The sequence below is a fragment of the Rhodoferax sp. P1_F3 genome (assembly GCF_056405715.1).
The window spans coordinates 14,420-28,818 of the sequence record NZ_JBFUBO010000010.1; the positions used below are offsets into that span (position 1 = coordinate 14,420).

At 62.4% G+C, this 14,399-nt stretch carries 15 protein-coding genes; 12 read left to right on the forward strand and 3 right to left on the reverse strand.

What is annotated here, in order from left to right:
- Positions 1 to 33: 33 nt before the first annotated feature.
- From leuB to accD, 8 genes are all read left to right on the forward strand, one after another.
- Positions 34 to 1,104: a 3-isopropylmalate dehydrogenase gene (gene leuB, locus AC1DZ5_RS16300; RefSeq protein WP_477890903.1), complete on the forward strand. Its 1,071-nt coding sequence runs from the start codon at positions 34 to 36 to the stop codon at positions 1,102 to 1,104.
- 311 nt (positions 1,105 to 1,415) lie between these two features.
- The gene (gene asd, locus AC1DZ5_RS16305) at positions 1,416 to 2,546 is read left to right on the forward strand and encodes an aspartate-semialdehyde dehydrogenase (protein WP_477890905.1); all 1,131 of its coding nucleotides are present in this window, start codon (positions 1,416 to 1,418) and stop codon (positions 2,544 to 2,546) included.
- Between the two features lie 272 nt (positions 2,547 to 2,818).
- Positions 2,819 to 5,332: a motility hub landmark protein FimV gene (locus AC1DZ5_RS16310; RefSeq protein WP_477891158.1), complete on the forward strand. Its 2,514-nt coding sequence runs from the start codon at positions 2,819 to 2,821 to the stop codon at positions 5,330 to 5,332.
- A 42-nt stretch (positions 5,333 to 5,374) separates the two neighbouring features.
- Complete coding sequence (gene truA, locus AC1DZ5_RS16315; protein WP_477890907.1) at positions 5,375 to 6,157, forward strand: tRNA pseudouridine(38-40) synthase TruA; 783 nt, start codon at positions 5,375 to 5,377, stop codon at positions 6,155 to 6,157.
- Positions 6,154 to 6,858 carry a phosphoribosylanthranilate isomerase gene (locus AC1DZ5_RS16320; RefSeq protein WP_477890909.1) on the forward strand — a complete coding sequence of 235 codons (705 nt, stop codon included), beginning with the start codon at positions 6,154 to 6,156 and terminating at the stop codon, positions 6,856 to 6,858. The genes truA and AC1DZ5_RS16320 overlap by 4 nt, the downstream gene beginning before the upstream one ends.
- Positions 6,859 to 6,933: 75 nt before the next feature.
- The gene (gene trpB / locus AC1DZ5_RS16325; protein ID WP_477890911.1) at positions 6,934 to 8,193 is read left to right on the forward strand and encodes a tryptophan synthase subunit beta; all 1,260 of its coding nucleotides are present in this window, start codon (positions 6,934 to 6,936) and stop codon (positions 8,191 to 8,193) included.
- 2 nt (positions 8,194 to 8,195) lie between these two features.
- Positions 8,196 to 9,020, forward strand: coding sequence for a tryptophan synthase subunit alpha (trpA, locus tag AC1DZ5_RS16330; RefSeq protein WP_477890913.1), 825 nt, complete (start codon positions 8,196 to 8,198; stop codon positions 9,018 to 9,020).
- A gap of 87 nt (positions 9,021 to 9,107) precedes the next feature.
- Positions 9,108 to 9,980 (forward strand): acetyl-CoA carboxylase, carboxyltransferase subunit beta, encoded by an 873-nt coding sequence (accD, locus tag AC1DZ5_RS16335; RefSeq protein ID WP_310341556.1) that lies wholly within the window; start codon positions 9,108 to 9,110, stop codon positions 9,978 to 9,980.
- Positions 9,981 to 10,045: 65 nt separating this feature from the next.
- On the opposite strand, the gene AC1DZ5_RS16340 is transcribed toward accD, so the two are convergent.
- The gene (locus AC1DZ5_RS16340) at positions 10,046 to 10,618 is read right to left on the reverse strand and encodes a YggT family protein (protein WP_477890916.1); all 573 of its coding nucleotides are present in this window, start codon (positions 10,616 to 10,618) and stop codon (positions 10,046 to 10,048) included.
- Between the two features lie 115 nt (positions 10,619 to 10,733).
- On the opposite strand from AC1DZ5_RS16340, the gene lysS reads away from it, so the two are divergent.
- The 3 genes from lysS to AC1DZ5_RS16355 are packed head-to-tail and all read left to right on the forward strand — an operon-like array spanning position 10,734 to position 13,400.
- Positions 10,734 to 12,281, forward strand: a complete 1,548-nt coding sequence (lysS, locus tag AC1DZ5_RS16345; RefSeq protein ID WP_477890918.1) for a lysine--tRNA ligase — start codon at positions 10,734 to 10,736, stop codon at positions 12,279 to 12,281.
- Between the two features lie 55 nt (positions 12,282 to 12,336).
- Positions 12,337 to 12,867: a YgjP-like metallopeptidase domain-containing protein gene (locus AC1DZ5_RS16350; protein WP_477890920.1), complete on the forward strand. Its 531-nt coding sequence runs from the start codon at positions 12,337 to 12,339 to the stop codon at positions 12,865 to 12,867.
- Positions 12,852 to 13,400, forward strand: coding sequence for a pseudouridine synthase (locus AC1DZ5_RS16355; protein WP_477890922.1), 549 nt, complete (start codon positions 12,852 to 12,854; stop codon positions 13,398 to 13,400). Before AC1DZ5_RS16350 ends, AC1DZ5_RS16355 begins: the two co-directional genes overlap by 16 nt.
- A gap of 5 nt (positions 13,401 to 13,405) precedes the next feature.
- On the opposite strand, the gene AC1DZ5_RS16360 is transcribed toward AC1DZ5_RS16355, so the two are convergent.
- Positions 13,406 to 13,621 (reverse strand): DUF3820 family protein, encoded by a 216-nt coding sequence (locus tag AC1DZ5_RS16360; protein ID WP_477890924.1) that lies wholly within the window; start codon positions 13,619 to 13,621, stop codon positions 13,406 to 13,408.
- A 2-nt stretch (positions 13,622 to 13,623) separates the two neighbouring features.
- The gene (locus AC1DZ5_RS16365) at positions 13,624 to 13,989 is read right to left on the reverse strand and encodes a translation initiation factor Sui1 (protein WP_477890926.1); all 366 of its coding nucleotides are present in this window, start codon (positions 13,987 to 13,989) and stop codon (positions 13,624 to 13,626) included.
- Between the two features lie 162 nt (positions 13,990 to 14,151).
- Here AC1DZ5_RS16365 and AC1DZ5_RS16370 point away from each other — a divergent pair, with 162 nt between their 5' ends.
- The gene (locus AC1DZ5_RS16370; protein WP_477890928.1) at positions 14,152 to 14,397 is read left to right on the forward strand and encodes a hypothetical protein; all 246 of its coding nucleotides are present in this window, start codon (positions 14,152 to 14,154) and stop codon (positions 14,395 to 14,397) included.
- Positions 14,398 to 14,399 lie beyond the last annotated feature (2 nt).

Genomic DNA, 14,399 nt, shown 5'->3' on the forward strand with positions numbered 1-14,399 from the left:
CAGCTATTAACTTTATAGCAAACAAAGAGAATTATGAAAATCGCAGTATTGCCGGGTGACGGCATTGGTACCGAAATCGTTGCAGAAGCCGTTAAGGTTTTGAACGCGCTGACCCTCCCTCTGGAGATGGAAACCGCGTTGGTGGGCGGCGTGGCCTATGACGCGCACGGTCACCCCCTGCCCGAAGCCACCCTCAAGCTGGCCAAAGAAGCGGACGCCGTGCTGTTCGGCGCCGTGGGCGACTGGAAATACGACAAGCTGGAACGCCAATTCCGCCCCGAGCAAGCCATCCTGGGCCTGCGCAAAAACCTGGGCCTGTTCGCCAACTTCCGCCCCGCCATCTGCTACGAGCAACTGGTGGGCGCTTCCAGCCTCAAGCCCGAGCTGATTGCCGGTCTGGACATTTTGATCATCCGCGAGCTGACCGGCGACATCTACTTCGGCCAGCCACGTGGCCGCCGCATCGCCACCGACGGCCACTTTCCCGGTGCCGAAGAAGCCTTCGACACCATGCGCTACAGCCGCCCCGAGATCGAGCGCATCGCCCACGTGGCTTTCCAAGCCGCCCAGAAGCGCAACAAGCGCGTGACCAGCGTGGACAAGAACAACGTGCTGGAAACCTCGCAGCTCTGGAAAGACGTGATGGTCGAAGTCGGCCAGCAGTACCCCGACGTGGAATTGGACCACATGCTGGTGGACAACGCGGCCATGCAGCTGGTCAAGGCGCCCAAGAAATTCGACGTGCTGGTGACCGGCAATATGTTTGGCGACATCCTGTCGGACGAAGCCTCCATGCTCACCGGATCCATCGGCATGCTGCCCTCGGCCAGCCTGAACAGCAGCAACCAGGGCCTGTACGAGCCCAGCCACGGCAGCGCGCCCGACATTGCCGGCAAAGGCATTGCCAACCCGCTGGCTACCATCCTGAGTGCCGCGATGATGCTGCGCTTCAGCCTGAACCAGGAAGCTGCTGCACTGCGCATTGAAGCCGCGGTGAAAAAGGTGCTGGAGCAAGGCCTGCGCACCGCCGACATCTACAGCGAAGGCACCACCCGCGCCAGCACCCAAGAGATGGGCGACGCCGTGGTGAAGGCGCTGGCGTAAGGACCATCCGCAGGGCGACACACCGCGTTGTTGCCCTGCCACTGCAGAGCCATTTCAGTCCGCGCGGGGCAAAAAATTCTTGTTTTGAGCTACAATAAAGCCATGTTTGCCGCCCGCCCCCTCTCTCTGAGCATTGCTTCTGCCGCCCTGGCAAGCAAGGCCGCGCGCGCAACCATCACCAAAACCACGACCATTAAGGGCTGACCCAGCCTGGTTCGTCGTGCGCCCTCCCGGCCAGACGAGCCGGGCAAACAGTCCATAAACAGCCGTGTAAGAGCATTGTTTGTTTAACTTTTTGAAAAGGCGTTGATATGAGCAAGTTGGTAGGTTTGGTCGGCTGGCGCGGCATGGTCGGCTCGGTATTGATGGACCGTATGGTGCAAGAGAAGGATTTCGACCTGATCGAGCCCCTGTTCTTCTCCACCAGCAACTCTGGCGGCAAAGCCCCGGCCTGGGCCAAAAACGAAACCACGCTGCAAGACGCCTTCAACATCGATGCGCTCAAGCGCTGCGACATCATCATCACCGCCCAGGGCGGCGACTACACCAGCGAAATTTTCCCCAAGCTGCGCGCTGCAGGCTGGAATGGCCACTGGATCGACGCGGCCTCCACGCTGCGCATGGAGAAAGACGCGATCATCATCCTTGACCCGGTGAACATGCCCGTCATCCAGGACGCGCTGGCCAAAGGCGGCAAGAACTGGGTAGGTGGCAACTGCACCGTGAGCTGCATGCTGATGGGTGTGGGCGCGCTCTACAAGGCCGGTTTGGTCGAGTGGATGAGCACCCAGACCTACCAGGCAGCCTCCGGCGGCGGCGCCCAGCACATGCGCGAACTGCTGACCCAATACGGCACGCTGAACGCCGAAGTCAAAGCCTTGCTGGACGACCCCAAGAGTGCCATCCTGGAAATCGACCGCAAGGTCATCGCCAAGCAGCGCGCGCTAACCAATGCTGAAACCGCCAACTTTGGCGTGCCGCTGGGTGGTTCGCTGATCCCCTGGATCGACAAGGACCTGGGCAATGGCATGTCCAAGGAAGAATGGAAGGGCATGGCCGAGACCAACAAGATCTTGGGCCTGGGCGAAGGCTTCGGCACCAGCGCCATCCCCGTGGACGGCTTCTGCGTGCGCGTGGGCGCCATGCGCTGCCACAGCCAGGCACTGACCTTCAAACTGAAGAAGGACGTGCCCGTAGCCGACATTGAGGCCCTGATCGCCGCCGACAACGAATGGGTCAAAGTGGTGCCCAACACCCGCGAAGCCACCATCCAGGACCTGACCCCCGTGGCAGTGACCGGCACCATGACCATCCCCGTCGGCCGTATCCGCAAGCTGGCTATGGGGCCGGAATACGTGGGCGCCTTCACCATCGGCGACCAGCTTTTGTGGGGCGCCGCAGAGCCTTTGCGCCGCATGTTGCGCATCCTGCTGGGCGCGTAACAAGCTGTTACAGGACGTTGTCGCAAGGCAACATAAAGACCACCGGCAGAGTGCGAACGGGGCAGGCTTTGAAAGTTAAAAGCTTTCTTAGCTTGTCAGCCTAAGACATTGATGTTATGGTACTTTTTACGTTTTGATACTCGGGCTTTAACGTCCGAAAACAGATAAGTAAATTGCCGCTCGCCTGAGCACCGGAGGCTAATAAATTGATCGCTAAGTCACATCGTTGGCAAAAGACCGCTGTTGCGGCTGCAGCCGTTGCGCTACTCGGCTTGTCGGGAACCGGGGCATATGCGCTTTCGCTCGGTCGCCTTACGGTCCAGTCAGCGCTGGGCGAGCCCTTGCGTGCCGAAATCGAGATCCCGGACATCAACGCCGAAGAAGCTGCGTCCCTGAAAGCGGGCGTTGCCCTGCCGGACGCTTTTGTCGCCGCCGGACTTGACTACAACCCCGCGATGTCCAGCCTGCAGGCTACGCTGATACGACGCGATGGCCGTTCGTTTCTGCGCCTGAGCAGTGACCGCACCATCAACGACCCCTTTGTCGATCTGATTCTGGAGGCCACCTGGTCGTCCGGGCGCATCGTGCGGGACTACACCCTGCTGTTTGACCCCCCCGCCCTGCGCAAGGCGCCCGCGGCGCCCACGCTGGCCCAGACCCCTGCGGCACCAGCTACGAGCAACATTCCTCCGCGTACCGCACCTGCAGCCAGCGCCCAGCCTGCGGCTGAATCGGCTCCACGCGCAGCCACCAGCAAACCCAGCACCCCACGTACGACCGCGCCTGTGGCTGTCGCCAAAGCGCCCGTTGCCGCTGCAGACTCCGACAAACAGTTGGTCGTCAAAAAAGGCGACACTGCCAGCAAGATCGCCGGCAACATCAAACCTGCCGATGTGTCCCTGGACCAGATGTTGGTGGCCATGTTGCGTGCCAACCCCGATGCCTTTGTTCACGACAACTTGAACCGCATTCGCGCGGGCGCTGTTCTGAACGTGCCCACAGCAGAGAGCGCCCAAAGCGTGAGCGCTGCCGAGGCTTCCAAGCTGGTGGTGGCCCAGAGCAAAGACTTCAACGACTTCCGCCGCAATCTGGCCGCCAATGCGCCCGCTGCTGCCGTAGGGGCGGCCGACCGCAAAGCCAGTGGTGCCATCGAAGCCAAGGTTGAAGACAAAAAACCTGCCAGCACCACGCCCGACAAGCTCACGCTGTCCAAGGGCTCTGTCCAGAGCAAGGCCGATGAAGCCAAGATTGCCAAAGACCGCGAAACCAAAGACGCTGCAGCGCGCGCTGCAGAAATCAACAAGAACATCAGCGATCTGAACAAGCTGGGCGCGGCCACGAAGCCCGCGGCACCAGCGCCCGCCGAGCCAGCACCTGCCGCCAAGCCCGCGACACCCGTGCCTGCGGTTGCCGTAGCCCCCGTACCCGCTCCAGTGGCGGCCACGCCTGCGCCCGCAGCATCCGCCCCTGTTGCAGCCGTATCGGCACCTGCTCCACAGGCCGCGGCTCCCGCACCCAAACCCAAAGTGGCCGTGCCAGCGCCAGTACAAGAAGAACCTGGCCTGCTTGACGAGTTGTTGGCAGACCCGCTGGTACCCGCAGGTGCCGTCGGTTTGCTGGCGTTGCTGGGTGGTTTTGCCGCCTACCGCATTCGCCAACGCAAGAAGAATTCCGCCCAGGTGGACAGCGCCTTCCTGGAAAGTCGCCTGCAACCGGACTCGTTCTTCGGCGCCAGTGGCGGACAGCGCATTGACACCAGCAACGGCCCTCCCAGCGCATCCTCAATGGTGTACTCCGCCAGCCAGTTGGACGCTGCTGACGACGTAGATCCGGTTGCCGAAGCCGATGTGTACCTTGCCTATGGCCGCGACCTACAGGCTGAAGAAATTCTCAAAGAGGCGGTGCGTACCAACCCTGGGCGCCTGGCCATCCACACCAAGTTGCTGGAAATCTTCTCCAAACGCCGCGACACCCGCAGCTTTGAGACCACCGCAGCCCAAGCCTACAAGCTCACGGGGGCCAATAGCCCCGACTGGACCCGCATTTGCGAAATGGGCTTGGCGATTGATCCGACCAACGCGCTGTACCAACCTGGTGGAGCACCCGCGTCTGCCGGCGCCGCACCTGCAGCCAGTGGAAACTCCAGCTTTGGCGCGAGCACTGTGGCCATGCCCGCCAGCGCGGCCATGGCAGACAGTGGCGCATCGGGGGTTGACCTCGATCTGGACCTGGACTTCTCGCTGGACGACGAACCTGCCAGCGCCATCAGCGATGTGACGGGTGGCACGATGAGCCCGTCACCGTCTGCAGAGCAAACGGTCAAGATGGAAGCCCAACCCCAGGACAACAGCCTGGACATGGACTTTGACCTGCCGGATACGCCCGCCGTGCAAGCCGCCCCCGTGCCTGTGCCGCCCATGCCCGAGATTTCCCTGTCGCTGGACGACCTGGAAACCCCAATGCACGCCGACGACGTGCCAGCGCCCAAGTTTGAACCCACGGGTCCCGCTCCCGTAGAGCCTGTGCTGGCGGCCAGTCCGACAGCTGACACCGGTTTGATGGAGTTCGACCTGGGCTCCTTGTCCCTGGATCTGGATCCTCCGGCCGCTGCGCAAGCACCTGACAGCGTGGGTGAAGACCCGCTGGAAACCAAGCTGGCGCTGGCCGAAGAGTTCGTCTCCATCGGCGACGAAGACGGCGCCCGTGCGCTGATCGAAGAAGTGGTGTCTGAGGCCAGCGGCGACATGCGCGCCAAAGCCCAACGCGCCCTGGCCAAACTGAGCTAAGCCCTCCCGTGGGGGCTTGGCACATCGCAGGATCCAGAGCTTGTGCGGATTGCGTTAGGCGTTAGCTACAACGGTGGGGCCTACCAGGGCTGGCAAAGCCAGTCGTCCGGCCTCACTATCCAGGACAAACTAGAAACCGCGCTGGGCAAGTTCACTGCCCGCCGCGTTTCTACCTTGTGCGCTGGCCGCACCGATGCCGGCGTACACGGCCTGATGCAGGTGGTGCACTTCGACACCGAACTGGACCGCGACACCTACTCCTGGGTGCGCGGCACCAATGCCAACCTGCCGCGCGACATTGCGGTGCAGTGGGCCGTCAAAACCACCCGGGAGTTCCATTGCCGTGCCTCGGCCCTGTCGCGCCGCTACGCCTATGTGCTGCTCGAATCGACGATTCGCCCTAGCGTGGAGTTTGGCCGCGTAGGCTGGACCTTTGGCGCCCTGGACCACGATGCGATGCGCCAGGCCGCCGACATTTTGCTGGGCAAACACGACTTCAGCTCCTTCCGCGCCTCGCAATGCCAGGCGCTGAGTCCCGTCAAAAACTTGCTGGAGATCAGCCTGAGTAAGCGCGGTGCCTACTGGCGCATCGAGTTCGAGGCCAATGCCTTTTTGCACCATATGATCCGCAACATCATGGGCTGCCTGGTGCAAATTGGCCAAGGCAAGAAGCCGCCCGAATGGATGGCAGAAGTGCTGGCCGCACGGGACCGCAACGCTGCGGCGCCCACTTTCTCGCCGGATGGCCTGTACTTTCTGGGCCCACGCTACGACGCCAAGTGGGGCATGCCCGACCGCACGCCTGCGTATGATGCTCTTCCATGAGCACGCCTGAAACCCCTCCGACACGCACCCGAATCAAGATCTGCGGCCTGACCCGCGAACAGGATGTAGACGCCGCCGTGGCCGCCGGTGCCGACGCCATTGGCTTTGTGCTGTACCCCAAGAGCCCACGGGCAGTCACGCCGCAGCGCGCGGCTGAATTGGCCAAGCGTCTCCCCCCCTTCATCACCCCTGTGCTGTTGTTCGTCAATGCATCCGCTACAGAAGTGATAGCTGCCAGCGCAATGATTCCGGGGGCTACCATCCAATTTCATGGTGACGAGAGCCCGCAGGACTGCCTGGATGCCACCGGCAATGGCGCCCGCCCCTACCTGCGCGCAGCGCGTATTCCGCTGGGGGATGACGCGCAGGCCTTTGACCTCGTAAAATACGCCCACGATTATTCGAACGCCCAAGCCATCCTGCTAGACGCCCATGTGGACGGCTACGGTGGTGGCGGCAAAACATTCAATTGGTCACTTCTTCCTCCAAGCGTCAACGCTCACCTCGTCTTGAGTGGTGGACTCACCAGTGCAAACGTGGGCGATGGCATCACGTCGGTACGGCCGCGCTGTAAAACGCTGGCCGTGGACGTGAGCTCCGGCGTGGAAGCCGTCGACGCTCAGGGCAAGCCCCTCAAGGGCATCAAAGACCCCGAAAAAATCCGCCAGTTTGTGGCCGCCGTGCGCGCTGCAGACCGGTAAATCTTCTCATTGGCACGACAGCGACTGGCAGGCCACAGCCGTGGCGATCAACCCTGTCTTGAATGGACCCACACCATGTACGACTACCAACAACCCGATGCCACGGGCCACTTTGGCAAATACGGCGGCAGCTTTGTCTCCGAGACGCTGACCCACGCGATCAATGAGCTGAAAGACGCTTACGCCAAGTACCAGCACGACCCGGCCTTCCTGGCCGAATTCCAGTCCGAGCTGGCCCACTATGTAGGCCGCCCTTCCCCGGTCTACCACGCCGACCGCATGAGCCGCGAAATGGGCGGCGCGCAGATCTTTTTGAAGCGCGAAGACCTGAACCACACGGGCGCACATAAGGTCAACAACACCATAGGCCAGGCCATGCTCGCCAAGCGCATGGGCAAGCCACGTGTGATTGCCGAAACCGGCGCGGGCCAGCACGGCGTAGCCACGGCCACCATCTGCGCACGCTATGGCCTGGAATGCGTGGTCTACATGGGCAGCGAAGACGTGAAACGCCAAAGCCCCAACGTCTACCGCATGAAGCTCTTGGGCGCCACCGTCGTGCCCGTGACCAGTGGCAGCAAGACGCTGAAAGACGCCTTGAACGAAGCCATGCGCGACTGGGTTGCCAATGTGGATAACACCTTCTACATCATTGGCACGGTGGCCGGTCCGCACCCCTACCCGATGATGGTGCGCGATTTCCAGAGCGTCATCGGCAATGAGTGTCTGGTGCAGATGCCCGAGATGTTGGCCGCTGCCGGTTGCAAAACCGAGCAGCCTGACGCGGTGATTGCCTGCGTAGGCGGTGGCAGCAACGCCATGGGCATCTTCTACCCCTACATCCCGTTTGAGAACACGCGCCTGATCGGCGTGGAAGCGGCTGGTGAAGGCCTGGACAGTGGCAAACACAGCGCCAGCATCCAGCGCGGCAGCCCCGGTGTGCTGCACGGCAACCGCACCTATGTGCTACAGGACGACAACGGCCAGGTAACCGAGACGCACAGCATCAGCGCCGGCCTGGACTACCCCGGCGTCGGCCCGGAACACGCATTTCTGGGCGACATCGGCCGCGCGGAATACGTGGGCATCACCGACAAGGAAGCGCTGGACGCTTTCCACTACCTGTGCCGTACCGAAGGCATCATCCCTGCACTCGAATCCAGCCACGCCTTGGCCTACGGCATGAAATTGGCCAAGACGATGCGACCGGATCAGTCAATTTTGATCAACCTGTCGGGCCGCGGCGACAAGGACATCGGTACCGTGGCCGACCTGTCGGGTGACGACGTCTACGACCGCCCTTCGATGCGCGGCCACGTGGTGAAGGGAGCATGAGCATGGGACGCATTGACTCCACTTTCTCCACCCTCAAAGCCCAGGGCCGCAAGGCGTTGATTCCCTTTGTCACTGCCGGCTACCCCTACGCTGACGTCACGCCCGAGCTGATGCACGCCATGGTCGCAGGCGGCGCGGACGTCATTGAGCTGGGCGTGCCCTTCTCCGACCCCAGCGCCGACGGCCCGGTGATCCAGAAGGCGGGCGACAAGGCCCTGGCCTTTGGCATTGGTCTGGTGCAGGTACTGGCCATGGTGCGGGAATTCCGCAAGACCAACAGCGCCACACCGGTGGTGCTGATGGGCTACGCCAACCCGGTGGAGCGCTACGACCAGAAACACGCCAAAGCCGGCATCAGCAGCCCATTCGTCAAGGATGCGGCAGAAGCCGGTGTGGACGGCGTGCTCATCGTGGACTACCCACCCGAGGAATGCGAGGCTTTTGCCGCCGACCTGCGCGCACATGGCATGGACCTGATCTTTTTGCTGGCCCCCACCAGCACCGAGCAGCGCATGCAGCAGGTGGCGCGCGTGGCCAGTGGCTATGTGTACTACGTGTCGCTCAAGGGCGTGACTGGCTCGGGTGCGCTGGACGTGGGTGCAGTCGAGGCCATGCTGCCGCGCATCCGCCAGCACATCAGCACGCCGGTGGGCGTGGGCTTTGGCATTCGGGACGCGGCCACCGCCCAAACGATTGCCAAGGTGTCAGATGCGGTGGTGATCGGCAGCAAGATCATCCAGCTGCTGGAAGACCAGCCGCGCGACCAGGTGGGCGCCACAGCGCAGGCCTTTTTGCGTGGCATCCGTACCGCGATGGACCAGGGCTAAGACCCAAAAAAGCACCGGGGGCGGTTTCGCGGATAATCGCCCCCTGTTGGTTGGACGCCCGTCTGGGCACTGCAAGGAGACCTGACGATGAGTTGGCTTGAGAAACTGCTACCCCCGAAAATTCAACACACCGACCCCACGGAGCGCCGCAGCGTGCCGGAAGGCCTGTGGATCAAGTGCCCCAGCTGCGAAACCGTGCTCTACAAGACCGATCTGGAACAAAACCAGAACGTTTGCCCGAGCTGCAGCCACCACCACCGCATTGGCGCGCGGGCGCGCCTGAATGCGTTTCTGGACAACGAAGGCCGCTTCGAGATTGGCCAGGAAGTCTTGCCCGTGGATGCCCTGAAGTTCAAGGACAGCCGCAAATACCCCGAACGCCTGAAGGAAGCCCTGGAAAACACGGGCGAGACCGATGCGCTGATCGTCATGGGCGGTGCCGTGCACGGCATCAGCCTCGTGGCCGCGTGCTTTGAATTTGAATTCATGGGCGGCTCGATGGGCTCCGTGGTCGGCGAGCGTTTTGTGCGTGGCGTGGAAACCGCTATCGAGCAAAAAGTACCCTTCCTGTGCTTTACCGCCACGGGTGGTGCGCGCATGCAGGAAGGTTTGCTGTCGCTCATGCAGATGGCCAAGACCAACGCCGCGCTGACCCGCTTGGCCAAAAAGGGCCTGCCCTACATCAGCGTGCTGACCGACCCCACCATGGGCGGCGTGAGCGCCGGTTTCGCCTTTTTGGGTGATGTGGTGATTGCAGAACCCAAGGCGCTGATCGGTTTTGCTGGTCCGCGCGTGATCGAATCCACCGTGCGCGTGACATTGCCCGAGGGCTTCCAGCGCGCCGAATTCCTGCAGACCAAGGGCGCGATCGATTTCATCTGCGACCGCCGCGAGCTGCGCAAAACTGTGGCCGACACCTTGGCCATGTTGCAACGCCAGCCGGCAGATGCGGTGATCTAAACCAAATCGACACTACAAAAACAAAGAGGCCCTCGCGGGCCTCTTTTGCATGGTGCCAACGGGGTTCAACCTGCCGTCGCCACCAGCACCGAGGCCTGTAACGAGCCCAGCACGATCAGCGCAATCTGAATGAGCACCAGCAGCGCCAGCGGTGACAGATCCACACCACCCACCAGCGGCAGCACCCGGCGAATCGGGGTCAGCGGTGGCTGCACCAGACGCTCGAGCACATCCGACAGGTAGGACTGGGTTTGCACCCACGACAGTACGGCATAGACCAGCACAAGCCCCGTCAGAGCGGACAGCCCCATGCGCACCACGCCAAACAGCGCCAGCACGACCACCGAGACCAGGCTGGCACCCAGGCCGTTGAGTAGCCACAGGATGGAAAACTGGGCCAACTGAATCAGGAAAGCGCCCACCAGGCTGGCCGTGTCCCAGCGGCCCATGGCGGGAAGTACGCGGCGCAACGGCAGCACCAACCAGTCGGTCAGCGCAAACACAAAACGGCCCAGCGGATTGCCCGAGCGCGCGGACAGCGGGATGCGCTGGTGCTGCATGTACAGGCGCAGCAGACAGGTGCTGGTAAGCAGACCGGCGACAACTTCGAGCAACAGGGAAATGATTTGGTAGAGCATGACTGGATTGGGGCAGTGCCCGCGCATCATAGCGGCAGCCACCCCTCTTACAATGGAGGGTTACGGCCAAAGCCCCACGGCTTGGCTGGTTCTGCCACCGTACACCAACCACCCCATGTCTGACCAAAACCAAGCTGCTCCCGCCCCGCAAGACGAAAACCAGTTGATCCTGGAGCGCCGCGAAAAACTCAAGGCCTTGCGCCAGCAGCAGGCCGATGGCAAGGGCGTGGCCTTCCCCAACGACTTCCAGCCCGAGAACAAGGCTGCGGAGCTGTTTGAGGCCTACAACGAGAAAACGGCTGAAGATCTGGTGGCACTGGGTGCCACCGCCAAAGTAGCCGGCCGCATGATGCTCAAGCGCGTCATGGGCAAGGCCAGCTTCTGCACCCTGCAGGACTCATCTTTCGGCCCCAGCGGCGGCCGCATCCAGCTGTATGTACGCGGCGAAGACGTAGGGGTGGACCTGTACGCCGCCTTCAAGCATTGGGATTTGGGCGACATCGTGGCAGCCGAGGGCACGCTGTTCAAGACCAAGACGGGTGAGCTATCCATCCACGCCACCAGCATCCGCCTGCTGACCAAGAGCCTGCGCCCCATGCCCGACAAGTTCCATGGCATGGCCGACCAGGAAACCAAGTACCGCCAGCGTTATGTGGACCTGATGACCGATGTGGAAGCGCGCAAGCGCTTTGTGGCACGCAGCAAGGCTGTGAGCGCACTGCGTGAGTTCATGGTGGGCCACAACTTCCTGGAAGTGGAAACGCCCATGCTGCACCCCATTCCCGGCGGTGCCAATGCCAAACCGTTCAAGACGCACCACAACGCGCTGGACCAGGAAATGTTCCTGCGCATCGCGCCTGAGCTGTACCTCAAGCGCTTGATCGTGGGTGGGTTCGATCGCGTGTTCGAGATCAACCGCAGCTACCGCAACGAAGGCATCTCGGTTCGCCACAACCCCGAGTTCACCATGATGGAGTTCTACGCGGCGTACTGGAACTACCAGGACCTGATGGACTACACCGAGAAGCTGATCCGCGACGCGGCCATGAAAGCCACGGGCAGCCTGCAGCTTACCTACGCCGACAAGCCCGTAGACCTGAGCCAGCCCTTCGAGCGCCTGACCATCGTGGAAGCCATCCGCAAGTACACCGAAGCCGGCGACAACGTGGGCAACGCCGAGTGGCTGACCAACGCGCTCAAGAAGCTGGGCCTGAACGAAGCCAAGAACAAGCTCGCCGGCCGCACGCTGGCCAGCCTGCAGGTGCTGTACTTTGAAGAGACCGTGGAGGAGAAGCTGTGGAACCCCACCTTCATCATGGAGCACCCCACCGAAATTTCGCCACTGGCCCGCGCCAACGATGACCGCCCCGAGGTGACCGAGCGCTTTGAGCTCTACATCACGGGCCGCGAATTCGGCAACGGCTTCTCGGAACTGAACGACGCCGAAGACCAGGCTGCCCGCTTCAACGCCCAGGTGGCCGCCAAGGACGGCGGCGACGATGAAGCCATGTTCTACGACCACGACTTCGTGCGCGCGCTGGAATACGGCATGCCCCCCACCGGCGGCTGCGGCATCGGCATCGACCGCTTGATGATGTTGCTGACCGACAGCGCCAGCATCCGCGACGTGATTCTGTTCCCCGCCCTGCGCCGCGAAGTTTGATTCGAGTTTGAAGCCAAATAGGCCTCTAGCCCCCGTAGAATCTGCGCGAGCAGCTATGAAAACGGTAGCAATTCCCACGCTGCGCTACCTAAATGGCTACCCCGCAGACGCGCTGGGGCAGGTGCAGCGCATGCTGGACGAAGGCCGCGTGGGCAGCTGGCTGACCCAGCGCTACCCGCAAGCCCATGGCGTGCGGACCGACAAGGTGCTGTATGACTATGTGCAAGACATCAAGTCGGACTACCTGCGCAGCGCCGAGCCCCTGAGCAAGGTAGCCTTTGACAGCAAACTGCATGTGGTGAAGAACGCGCTGGGCACGCACACCACCGTGTCACGCGTGCAGGGCAACAAACTCAAGAGCAAACGCGAGATTCGCGTGGCCAGCCTGTTCAAGGACACGCCCGAGCCCTTCCTCAAGATGATCGTGGTGCACGAGCTGGCCCACCTGCGCGAACGCGAGCACGACAAGGCCTTCTACCAGCTCTGCACCCACATGGAGCCTGCCTACCACCAGCTGGAGTTTGAGGTGCGCATCTACCTCACGCACCTGGAAGCCACGGGCGAGCGGCTATGGACAGCCGCCTGATCTGTTTCAACAAGCCCTACGGGGTGTTGAGCCAGTTCACGCCCGAAGGCCGCTGGCGCGGGCTCAAGGACTTCATCGAGATCCCGGGTATCTATGTGGCGGGCCGGCTGGATGCGGATAGCGAAGGCCTGCTGCTGCTCACCAACGACGGCAAGCTGCAGGCCCGCATCAGCGACCCGCGCTACAAGATGGAAAAGACTTATTGGGTCCAAGTGGAGGGCGAACCCGACGAAGCCGCCCTGCAGGCACTGCGCGAAGGCGTGCAGCTCAATGACGGCCCTACCCTGCCCGCCCGTGCGCAGTTGATCGCGGAGCCCGCCGCACTCTGGAGGCGTGACCCGCCGGTACGCTTTCGCCAGGCCATCCCCACTGCTTGGGTGGAATTGGAGATCCGCGAGGGCCGCAACCGCCAGGTGCGCCGCATGACGGCGGCGGTTGGATTTCCCACGCTGCGGTTGATTCGCGCGGCCATTGGGCCCTACACGCTGGAAGGTCTGGCACCCGGCACGCTGCGCGACGTGCCAGCACCCTGAGATAACTACCGCTGCGCACGCAGCGGCGTGAGCAAGTCGCTCAGGCCGTTGTGGTCAATCTCGTGCATCAATTGCAGCAGTCGGCCGATCTCACCCTTGGGAAAGCCCTCGCGCGCAAACCAGTTCAGGTAGTCACCGGGCAGGTCGGCAATCAGGCGGCCCTGGTACTTGCCAAAGGGCATGGCCCGCTCCACGAGCTTCTGCAGGTCTTCCGCTTGCATGGCTAGCCCCCCGCCCGCTTGACCTTGTGGCCCTGCGCCTGCAGCAGTTGCATCACGCGCTCTACGTGGTCGCCCTGCACTTCAATCACACCGTCTTTGACGGTACCGCCCGAACCACAGGCCGCCTTGAGCTGCTTGCCCAGCGCGACCAGCTCTACATCGTCTAGCGGCACACCACGCACCAGGGTCACGCCCTTGCCCGCACGGCCCTTGGTTTCGCGGGAGACGCGCACCACGCCATCGCCAGCCGGACGCTTGGGTACGTTGCAGGTGCAAGCGGCGATGGCTTGGCGGCACACCGGGCAGGTGCGGCCCACCTCGGTGGAATACACCAAGCCGCCCAGATCGGACAAGGAAAGTTTGGCCATAGCGATATGTGTCCGGAAAACGCCAAAATCAAAGAGCTGCAATGGTAACGGATGCCCCTCGCCCACCGGGTGACTCAAGCGACCTATTCACTATCATTTTGATAGCTACTCGCGCACCAAAGACGTGTGCTGTGTGCGAAAATGGTGCCTACTCTGTCTGCTATGTCCAAAAACTCCCCCACCTCCCGCCAAAGCGTTTGGGCCACCAAGGTCCTGGCCATCGTTCAAGGTGGCAACAGCCAGGCTGCGCTGGCACAAATCAAGGTCGCCCCGACTGTGAAAGACCTGCAGCAGCTGCGCAAACTGATGCTCGCCAACAACCTGCTGGGTAAGCACCGCCTGCTGGAAGAGGCCATTGACGCCAACCTGGCGTTGTTGGCCGCACCGCGCCTGCACCGCTCCCCTTGACC